Genomic DNA, 10870 nt, shown 5'->3' on the forward strand with positions numbered 1-10870 from the left:
ACGGATCAAATATAAACCGTACAATTTGTTACAACTGTTAATCAAACAGTTATATTTTTATAACAAAGAGAGAAATCTAAATGCTTAAGAAACTTGCTCTTGCTACAGCACTTATTGCTAGCCTAGGAACTGCACATGCTTATCAAGCTGAACTCAATGCTGGATATGAGAACACAGATCTTGATGGTTTTAGTGATGATGTAAATACATTTTCTATAGGTGGAAAATATTATTTAAACGGAGTGCAAGTTAAAAATTCACCTCTTGCTGAAGCAGCTTTTTTAGGTAGAGCAAGTAATATTGGTTTAGCTTATGCTCATGCGAATACTGACGATGAAGGCGCTGAGCTTAAAATTGATACTGTGGGCATCAATGGTGAATTCTTTATTCCAGATTCGCAATTCTACGTTGCTGGTAGCTTAAACCGTGCAGAAGTAACTGTTGAAAATGAATTTGGTAAAGTGTCTGATGACAATACAGGTTACGCTGTTGAAGCTGGTTATTTACCGATTAATGGCCTACTTTTAGCTGTTGGTATTTCAAAAGAAAATATCGATGCGTATCAAGCAGGCAAAAAAGGCTTTATCAATACTTTTAGCTCTGCTTCTGCATTAGCAGATGATACTGCTTTTACTCTACGTGCTAAATATGTAACTCTCATTGGCAACCACTACGCTAACTTTGAAGCGTCAACTGCTTTCGGTGATGAAACAGCATATGATGTAGCTGCTGATCTTTATATTGATCCAACGTTAAGCGTTGGTGTATCTATCAACGATGCAACTTTAGAAGATTTTGATACTGTCTTCTCAGTACGCGCACAAAAATTCTTTACCCCTGCTATTGCAGCTGGCGTAAATTATACGACTACTGACGGTGCTGACTCTTTTGGAATTAACGGTACTTTCCGCTTCTAATCTCTCCTTTGAAAAGAAAAAACCGCTCTAGTGAGCGGTTTTTTATGGCCTATTAGCTACTGTTCTAAATGAATAATCCGCATCTGCAGGCTGACATTGCCGTTAAAGATATTTTTATCCAGCTCATAGACCAACCGGGTATTTTTCATCGGGTCAAAACTATATTTATCCGCTGCATTGAAGGCAATCGCATCCACCACCTGACCATTCTCCAAAGCCACGCGCAATTTCAGATGGACATCTTTGAGCCAGCGATAGTCCATAATTTTAAATACACCCTCAAAAGTCGGCTGGGGAAATTTTTGCCCCCAAGGACTTAAGTTTTGCAACAAGTCGACTGTTTCAATCTGAAAAGCAGAACTTGGCAATTCCCCATCTGTCCATAAAGTTGCAGTGAATAAATCCTCATCCATCTGTGCAACGAGATTTTCAAAAACCTGTTTAAATTCAGAAAAGTACTGTTTTTTTATCGTCAAACCTGCCGCAGCTGCATGTCCACCAAAGTGGCTGACCAGATGCGGATACTGTTCCGCAACCCGTTCAATGCTATCCCGAATGTGAATACCTTCAATCGAGCGTGCCGAACCTTTAATATGAATGCCATCTTCATCAGCAGCGAAGACAATACTTGGACGATGAAACTGCTCTTTCAAACGTCCTGCTACAATCCCGATGACGCCCTGATGCCAATGCTGTTCAAACATGATCAGTGCAGCAGGCAGTTCAGTTGCATCCCACTGAATTTTATCCAGCTCAAGCAGCGCTTCCTGCTTGATTTTTCCTTCCACCTGACGGCGTTCGACATTGAGCTGATTGAGTTGTTCAGCCAGTGGATAGGCCGTGGCCAGATCAGGGGCCAGCAGACATTCGATGCCAATGTCCATGGTTTCCATGCGTCCAGCGGCATTAATCCGCGGGCCCAGCACAAAGCCCAAATCCTGAGCTTTTAGACCAGCTGGGTCACGTTTGGCAATATCAAGTAGCGCACTGATTCCTGCGCGACAGTGTCCTTGCTGAATCCGTTTCAGACCTGCATCGACCAGAATCCGGTTGTTGTAGTCCAGGCTCGCGACATCGGCATAAGTACCGAGCGCCACCAGATCAAGATAGTTAATAATTGAGGTGGTGGATTTTCCCAGTTTTTTACGATGTGTGGACAAATTAGCAAGAACGTAAAAAGCCACCCCGACCCCGGCCAAGGCTTTACTTGGAAAGTTGCAACCCAGCTGATTGGGATTAACTACGGCTTCAGCTTCGGGTGTCGGCTTGGTCGTCAGATGATGATCGGTAATGATCACCTGCATGCCGTGATCCTGCGCCTGTTTTACTCCGTCATGGCTGGAAATGCCGTTGTCCACGGTAATCAGTAAATCAGGAGTAAAATTGACAAAGGCCAGGTCTGCAATTGCAGGTGTCAGTCCATACCCATATTTAAAACGGTCCGGTACCAGATAATCGACCTTTGCCCCCATATCCCGAAGTGCCAGCACCATCAAAGCAGTACTGGTCGCGCCATCAGCATCATAATCACCGACAATCACGATTTTCTGGCCACGATCAATCGCCTGATCGATCAGTTGAATGGCTTCAGGCAACCCTTTCATGGTCGGTGCCAGCAGATGCTTCAGCTTGAGTTCCAGCTCCTGCTCGGACTCTACCCCACGCCGGGCCAGAATCTCGGCTACAAATGTAGGAACACCCGATAAGTTTTCAGGACGGGTTACAAAAGGTCGCTGCTTGATTTCCAGTTTTTGCATGGTTATGGCATTAAACGCTCTAAAGTCCAGCCATCATCGCTTTTACGATAACTCAGACGGTCATGTAAACGATTGGGACGACCCTGCCAGAATTCATAATAATCTGGCTCGAGACGATAGCCACCCCAGAAGACCGGTTTGTCCAGCTCTTGCTGATTCGCAACCTGATGATGTAAACCCCAGAAACGCTGTTGCAACTCTTCACGGCTACCAATCACCCCGCTTTGCGGCGTACTGACATGTGCGGCAATCTGGCTATCACGTGGACGTTTATGATAGTAATCGGTGGATTCTTCTTCCGAGATTTTCATTACACGACCCGAAATACGAATCTGGCGCTCCTGATCCTGCCAGTAAAACAACAGTTCGGCATACGGATTTTCAGCAAGATCCAGACCCTTCTGACTGTCATAATTGGTATAGAAGTCATAGCCCGCTTCAGTGGCACCACGTAACAGCACAGTACGCACATGCGGACGCCCTTGTGCATTGGCAGTCGCCAGCGACATGGCATAGGGTTCATGCGATTTCGCTTCCAGTGCATGGTTAAACCATTGCAGGAACTGCATATGCGGATTCGGATTGACTTGCTGTTCCTGCAACTCGCCTTTTTCATAATTCAGGCGTAGCTCACTCAGATCCTTGATCAGATCACTCATCATTTATGCTCCCGTTAAGCAGCATTGGCACGTACAGCATCTGCCAAGCTATTTGCAAGTGTGGTAACTTCAGCCAGATCATCACCTTCGACCATCACCCGGATGACTGGTTCTGTGCCTGATTTGCGAATCAACAAACGGCCACGGCCTTTCAGCTGCTGTTCGGCTTTTTCAAATTCAGCTGCCAGTGCCGGCACTGAATAAGGATCAAACATGGCATCTAAACGTACATTGACCAGGACATTTGGTAGCAGTTTAAAGTCAGCTACCAGTTCATGTAGGGCTTTTTTCTGTTCCACCATCACCGTTAAGACCTGCAATGCTGCAATAATTGCATCGCCTGTGGTGCTCTTGTCCAAAGTCAGAATGTGGCCTGAAGGCTCACCACCAATGGTCCAGCCATTTTCTTCCAGACCCTGCAATACATAACGGTCGCCCACTTTGGCACGCAATAAGGGTACTTGCGCTTTTTCTAGCGCTAGTTCCAGTGCCATGTTGCTCATTAAGGTACCCACAATTCCGGCCGGTTTTTTCGAGCTTTGAGTTGCCAAGATATACAGTATATGGTCGCCATCAATCAGTTTACCGTATTGATCCACCAAGACCACACGGTCGGCATCGCCATCAAACGCAACCCCCAGATCCGCTTTATGCTCAAGTACTGCCTGTTGCAAGCTTTCAGGATGGGTTGAACCGCAATTATCATTAATATTTAAACCGGTCGGTTCATCATGAATGGCAATGACCTTGGCACCCAGTTCACGGAACACCGCAGGTCCGACGTTATAGGCCGCGCCATTGGCACAATCCACCACGATAGTTAAATCATTCAGATCCAGGTGATATGGGAACGTCGATTTACAGAATTCAATATAACGGCCGTTGGCATCTTTGACCCGGACACTTTTACCCAGATTCGCAGTATCCTCAATGACCATTTCTTTATCAAGTTCTTGATTAATTTCTTCTTGTATAGCATCTGGCAATTTCTTGCCTTCCGCAGAAAAGAACTTGATCCCATTGTCAAAGTAAGGATTATGTGACGCAGAAATGACGATTCCCAAGCTGGCATGTAGGGCACGAGTCAGATGGGCAATCGCTGGTGTCGGTAATGGACCCAAGAGATGAACATACACACCGGCAGCATTTAAACCTGCCTGCAAGGCCGCTTCCAGAATATAGCCAGACAAACGGGTGTCTTTACCTAAAACCACCAGCGGTTTGGATTTTTTGCTATGACGTTTTAAAACTTTTCCGGCTGCAAATCCCAGTTTCAGGGCAAACTCAGGGGTAATCGGCAATTCGCCAAACTTTCCACGGATACCGTCTGTACCAAAATAACTCATCTTTATCTCACTTCTTCGCGGATGATTGATATCACCCATTTTTTTCCTTGTGCCACACTTTACACCAAAATAAAAAAGCCGTCATTTGCATGACGGCTTTTTCAAATTTTAAATCACGGGAGATTAACCCACACGATAGTTTGGTGCTTCTTTGGTAATCGTCACATCATGTACATGTGATTCCGACATACCGGCAGAAGTGATTTTTACAAACTTGGCATTTTGACGCAGGTCTTCAATCGTCGCAGAACCGGTATAACCCATCGAAGAACGTAGGCCACCCATCATCTGATGTACGATATTACCCATTGGACCTTTGTACGGTACGCGACCTTCAATACCTTCTGGAACCAGCTTCTCGGCACCGGCCTTGGAATCCTGGAAGTAACGGTCAGCAGAACCTGTGGCACCCGCCATCGCGCCCAATGAACCCATACCACGATAAGCTTTGTAGTAGCGGCCCTGGAAAAATTCAACTTCGCCAGGCGCTTCTTCAGTACCTGCCATTAATGAACCGACCATAATGGTGCTCGCACCGGCGCCAATCGCTTTGGCCATATCACCAGAGAAACGAATACCACCATCCGCAATCAATGGAATCTGATCTTTAAGTGCAGAAGCTACGCTATCGATGGCAGAGATTTGCGGCATGCCAATACCAGCTACAATACGTGTGGTACAGATTGAGCCAGGACCGATCCCGACTTTAACGGCATCAGCACCTGCATCCAGTAAAGCCAATGCAGCATCACCTGTGGCGATGTTACCGCCAATCACCTGAACTTGTGGATAGTTGGCTTTCACCCAACGTACACGCTCGATTACACCCGCAGAATGGCCATGTGCAGTATCGACTACAATCACATCCACACCTGCATCAACCAGGGCTTCTACGCGACTTGGCGTTTCTGCACCGGTACCGACAGCAGCACCAACACGTAGACGACCCAGATCATCTTTACAACTGTTTGGATACAATTCAGCTTTACGGAAATCAGTTACCGTAATCAGGCCTTTCAGCTCTTGCTGATCATTGACCACCAGTACTTTTTCAATACGGTGCTGTTGTAATAAAGCTTGAATGTTTTCTTTCGATTCGCCTTCACGAACCGTCACCAGACGATCCTGACCAGTCATGATGTTGCTGACTGGCTGCTCAAGATTGGTTTCAAAGCGTGTATCACGACCGGTCACGATACCCACCACTTTGCCGTCTTTCACAACGGGCACACCACTGATATTGTTGGCTTGAGTCAGCGCAATCAGTTCACGTACTGTGGTTTCAGGAGTCACTGTAATCGGGTCTTTGACCATACCCGCTTCGAATTTTTTCACACGGCGCACTTCTGCAGCCTGAACAGCGATATCCATGTTCTTGTGCAAAATACCGATACCACCATTTTGCGCCATTGCAATTGCCATACGGGACTCAGTCACCGTATCCATTGCTGCGGACACAAGAGGAATATTCAGGTTAATGCCACGAGTTAAACGTGTCTTTAGGGAGACATCTTTTGGAAGAACAGTAGAATAGGCAGGGAGTAATAGGACATCATCGAAGGTTAACGCGTCTTGAACGATGGTCAACATAACAGTCTCACTGGTAATTTCCGTGCACTATTATAAACAAATATCGGCTTAAATTTCATTGCAATTGCAAAATTATTTTTTCTTCAAGCGTTGTACCACCAGAGCGATTTGTGTTCTGGGGCAGTCCCTTATGCTTAATAATCAAGTTTCCTAACTTAATATATACCCTGATCCTTCAAGACTACTGTAAAAAGCAGAGCCTAAGCTCTGCTTTGGATGGATTTAACTGACATATTCAAAACTGTCATCATTCTCGGCTTCATCAGTTTCAATCTGAACAAAGGGCAACATATTGTGTGCCACACGTGCCTTGTTGCATTGCTGATCGGCAATCTGCACTTCTTTGCAGGATGAACTGCGCAGCTCATACATACCGCAGCTGACCTGCTGGCCGATGGTGCCATCCAGTGCGATACAGCGTGGATTTTTTTGATTGGTTCCAGCCATACATGAATAAACCGCATTAACAGGTTCAGTATAGTGCTCAGGCATATGAATCCCTTCAGCCCAATAAAAAGAAACCCTGAAATAGGCGCAGCACGCCCCACAGCTTAAACACGCATCCGGTGTTGGAATTTGAGACAACATTTCTTATAATTTCTCGTCATCAAAAAAATTTTTTGAAGAAGAAATATAAAAAATGTTGTTTTTCCATACAAGAAAAATTTTATCTTTTGGATGAACTATTCAGGACAGGTAAAAACCGTTTCATCCATCAGATCGGTACCGCATTGCAGCGTTTCAATCCAGTCGAGAAACTGGGTAATCTGTTCTTTGCCGATAAATGGCGTACCATGCTGCGGCACGATCATCTCGATCTCCATGCCGCGCACCATTTGCACCCAGAGACGAATGACCTTGTTATTGCACATATAGCGCTGATGGAAACTTTTCATTTTCGGAATATGCGCGGCAAAGTTTTCCAGTGGCTTTGCGGCATCTTCAACCATGGACGCGCCCATATCACCGGAAAACAGGATTTTGGCAACCGGATCATAAAACTGGAAGTTCCCAACCGAATGCAGGAAATGCGCCGGTACTGCCACAATATGAGATTGACCGAGCGGAACGATCTGACCGTGATCAGGAAGCTCTACCAGGCGGTCCAGCCAGTTACCTTTCATCCGGTCACTCATAAAAGCAGAGTTTAAGTGAGGCAAGAAACGTGCCCAGAGCTTGGATGCGACGACTTTGGCATCCGTATAGACCAGCCAGCGTGGCATCGAGGTAATAATATCCGGATCCTGATGCGAGGCCATGACATAATCCAGATTGGTCAAACGGGTGTATTTATTCAGTTCCATGGTCAGCGGCACATAGGTTAAATCCCCCCCCGGATCGAGCACTGCAGCACGTTCATGATCAATGATCAGAAACTGGTTTGCCTGAACGCCTTCACCTTTAACCAGGCTGGTAAAGCTGATGCATTTATGCGTCCCGTTATCAAACAGAACCTGCGATGTGGTGCGTTCAAAAGCCATGTAAATTCCCCAATTTATAATAAAAATGACACTTTTATACCCGTATAAAATATATGGAATTAATCAAACTTACAATCAATAGAACTGACCATATCACGCTATTTATCAACATTTCGATAGCATTTTAATCATAAAAAATCCTGAGTTTTTAGCTCAGGATTCACATAAATATTATTTTATTCTTTAAAAGAAATAATGTTGAACCAGGGTTGCCACACCAATCACCAGGAAAATCGCCGCACCAATTTTATGAATCAGGCTGATTGGCAATCTGTTGGCGAGTTTATCACCTAAAAAGACCGCAGGTGCATTGGCCAGCATCATACCCAAAGTGGTCCCAAGCATGACCCAGAATACGCTGTCGAAACGTGCCGCCAGTGCAACTGTGGCAATCTGGGTTTTATCGCCAATTTCTGCCAGAAAGAACAGAATAAAGGTCGCACCAAATACCCCGAATTTTTGCCATTTATTGATGCTGGCATTTTCATCCCCGAGTTCATCCGGAATCAGCATCCAGATAGCCATCGCGATAAAGCCAAGCGAAACGATCCACATTAGTACCTCTGGCCCAATCACTGTAGTGACCCATTGTCCCAATACCGCAGAAAGACCGTGGTTAATCACCGTCGCCAATAAAATGGCAACTAAAATAGGAACAGGTTTGCGAAAGCGTGCGGCAAGCAGCAATGCCAGCAATTGGGTTTTATCACCCATTTCAGCCAGTGCTACGATTGCAGTCGACAGTAGGAATTCATACATGAGGTTTTTCTCTGGCTAGCATCCAATACCAATGACTCACCGCTCCTGCTAGCCAAAATCTGCAGAGTGGTAAATCAAAGGTCTTGCCAACAAAAGAAAGCTTGGAAAAGCTGACTTGGTTCTTTGCTATGATGACCATGCCCGGTTGAGCAAATATGTTGACCATCACCCTTCTGCTTTGCGCAAAAGGCGGCTACTCCCCAATGAAGTGCGCCAAGTATATAATCAAATAGATTATTTTTCAATGCAGCAGCAAAAAACCCTGCCGAAGCAGGGTTTTTTATATCCTCTTTGTCTTTCTCTCAGAGAGAAAAACAAAGGCCTAGAGATAAGGTTTTAGATGAGCAAAGTACGAATATCTTTAAGCAGCTTGGTCAGCTTGTTGGTGAAACGAGCAGCATCTGCACCATTGATCACACGGTGATCGTATGACAATGAAAGCGGCAGCATCAAGCGTGGATCAAAACCTTCACCATTCCAGACCGGTTGCATTGTTGCAGGTGAAATACCCAGAATCGCCACTTGTGGCCAGTTGACCAACGGTGTAAATGCCGTACCACCAATTGAACCCAGGCTAGTAATAGTGAAGTTCGCGCCTTGCAGATCTTTCGGTGACAATTTCTTGTCACGCGCTTTCTGGCTTAGTTCTCCCAGCTCAACTGCAATCTGTTTAATTGACTTCTGATCTGGATGACGCAGCACAGGCACGGTCAAACCATCTGGCGTTGCGACCGCGATACCCATATGGATCTCGTTACGTAACAATACTGACTTGCCATCATCAGCCAAGTGACCGGCAAACTCTCGCTCTTCTTTTAACAAGTGCGCAACTGCTTTGATGATGAACGCCATAATGGTCAGACCAATGCCGTCTTTCTTGAAGTTGCCTTTCAGTTCATTACGCCATGCTTCCAGTTCCGTAATATCTGCTGCATCAAACTGGGTCACTTGCGGAATGAAATTATTCAGCGACAACTGTGGAATGGACACTTGTTGCAAACGCGTCAAGGTTTTCTCTTCCACTCCACCAAAAACGCTAAAGTCTGGCAGTTTTGGCAGTCCTGCGACTTGGGCAGCAGCGGCGACAGGAGCCGCCTGCGGCGCAGTAAGACGCGATTTGACATAGGCTTTCAGGTCTTCTTTCATGACGCGCGCATGTGGACCAGAGGCCTTGACATCTGCCAGCACGACGCCAAGCTCCCGAGCCAGTTTACGCACAGCAGGACCGGCATAGACTTTCGAGTTGGCCGCATTCTGCTCTTTGGTCAGCTTGTCGACATTATCCGACGTCGCGACTGCCTGATTAGAAGATGCCGCAGGTGTCGGTGCTGCTTTTGTAGCAGGCACTTTTGATTCTTCTGCTGCTTTTGCTACTTCTGCCTTGGCTGCAACAGGAGCAGCTTCTGCTTGCGCTTCAGCTTCGATTGTCACCAGTGCAATACCTTGAGAGACATTTTGACCCAGTTCAACATGAATGGCTTTAATCACCCCGGCCGCAGTACTTGGTACTTCAACAGTCGCCTTGTCTGATTCAACCACGATGATGCTCTGGTCTTTTTCAACCGTATCTCCGACCTGAACCAGAATTTCAGCCACAGCCGCCTTGTCTACACCCAGGTCAGGCACGGCAATTTCAATATCCCCCGCAGGTACTGCTGGCGTTTGTGGTGCTTCGACTGCTTTCTCTTGGGTCGCCGCTTGAGCAACTGGTGCTTGAGGTGCTTCTGTCGGTGCTTGCGCTGCCGAAACAGCCGTTTTCACTTTCAGAATGACTACACCTTCTTTGATCGTGTCGCCGTCTTTAATCTCGATGGATTCCACCATGCCTGAAACCGTACTTGGCACCTCAACAGTCGCCTTGTCTGATTCCACCACCACGATGCTTTGATCTACCTCAATTTCATCACCGACAGCGACCAGGATTTCACCCACTGTGGCTTTCTCTACACCAATATCAGGCACTTGCACATCGACCACTTTTGAGCCTGCTTGCGCTTCAGGAGCAGCAGAAGCTTTGGGTTGATGTGAAGCGATTTCCTGCATGATTTCCTGATCAGGCAATGCGGTTGGCGTATTTTCTGAAGTTTTTTGTGATGCATCTGCTTGCTGTGGCTCGACCACATCAGTGCTACCGTCTTCAGCTTGCAGTTCAATCAGTACCGCGCCTTCAGCCACTTCATCACCCTGGCTGACCAGAATGCTTTTCACCACACCGGCGGAAGTGCTAGGCACTTCAACAGAGGCTTTATCAGATTCAAGCAATACGATGCTGTCATCGACCGCAATCGTATCACCGACTTTGACCAGAATTTCGGCCACTGTTGCCTTATCTACACCAATATCGGGAGTCGTAATTTGCAT

General features: G+C 46.3%; 9 protein-coding genes and 1 riboswitch. Of the genes, 1 reads left to right on the forward strand and 8 read right to left on the reverse strand.

The features are described 5' to 3' along the window. The first annotated feature begins 80 nt into the window (after window positions 1–80). Window positions 81–917 (forward strand): putative porin, encoded by an 837-nt coding sequence (locus tag VXQ11_RS06720; protein WP_416705707.1) that lies wholly within the window; start codon window positions 81–83, stop codon window positions 915–917. Window positions 918–973: 56 nt separating this feature from the next. Here the strand turns inward: VXQ11_RS06720 and recJ are convergent, their stop codons facing one another. The 8 genes from recJ to VXQ11_RS06760 form a co-directional block, all read right to left on the reverse strand. Next, on the reverse strand, window positions 974–2674 hold the full coding sequence (gene recJ, locus VXQ11_RS06725; RefSeq protein WP_416705708.1) for a single-stranded-DNA-specific exonuclease RecJ: 1701 nt from the start codon (window positions 2672–2674) through the stop codon (window positions 974–976). Window positions 2675–2676: 2 nt separating this feature from the next. Continuing rightward, window positions 2677–3333, reverse strand: coding sequence for a pyridoxamine 5'-phosphate oxidase (pdxH, locus tag VXQ11_RS06730; protein ID WP_416705744.1), 657 nt, complete (start codon window positions 3331–3333; stop codon window positions 2677–2679). Window positions 3334–3347: 14 nt separating this feature from the next. Next, window positions 3348–4679, reverse strand: coding sequence for a phosphoglucosamine mutase (gene glmM / locus VXQ11_RS06735; protein WP_144724154.1), 1332 nt, complete (start codon window positions 4677–4679; stop codon window positions 3348–3350). 123 nt (window positions 4680–4802) lie between these two features. Beyond that, window positions 4803–6269: an IMP dehydrogenase gene (guaB, locus tag VXQ11_RS06740; RefSeq protein ID WP_064102609.1), complete on the reverse strand. Its 1467-nt coding sequence runs from the start codon at window positions 6267–6269 to the stop codon at window positions 4803–4805. 222 nt (window positions 6270–6491) lie between these two features. Further along, window positions 6492–6857: a YkgJ family cysteine cluster protein gene (locus VXQ11_RS06745; RefSeq protein ID WP_081406316.1), complete on the reverse strand. Its 366-nt coding sequence runs from the start codon at window positions 6855–6857 to the stop codon at window positions 6492–6494. Window positions 6858–6952: 95 nt separating this feature from the next. Continuing rightward, window positions 6953–7750 carry an MBL fold metallo-hydrolase gene (locus VXQ11_RS06750; RefSeq protein ID WP_064102608.1) on the reverse strand — a complete coding sequence of 266 codons (798 nt, stop codon included), beginning with the start codon at window positions 7748–7750 and terminating at the stop codon, window positions 6953–6955. Between the two features lie 183 nt (window positions 7751–7933). Next, complete coding sequence (locus tag VXQ11_RS06755) at window positions 7934–8509, reverse strand: TMEM165/GDT1 family protein (protein WP_064095059.1); 576 nt, start codon at window positions 8507–8509, stop codon at window positions 7934–7936. A 73-nt stretch (window positions 8510–8582) separates the two neighbouring features. After that, window positions 8583–8723: riboswitch (yybP-ykoY riboswitch) on the reverse strand. Between the two features lie 122 nt (window positions 8724–8845). Further along, complete coding sequence (locus VXQ11_RS06760) at window positions 8846–10870, reverse strand: 2-oxo acid dehydrogenase subunit E2 (RefSeq protein WP_416681450.1); 2025 nt, start codon at window positions 10868–10870, stop codon at window positions 8846–8848.

Origin of the sequence: Acinetobacter sp. 197, from assembly GCF_048148385.1 — a bacterium.
GTDB classification, from domain to species: Bacteria; Pseudomonadota; Gammaproteobacteria; order Pseudomonadales; family Moraxellaceae; genus Acinetobacter; species Acinetobacter pecorum.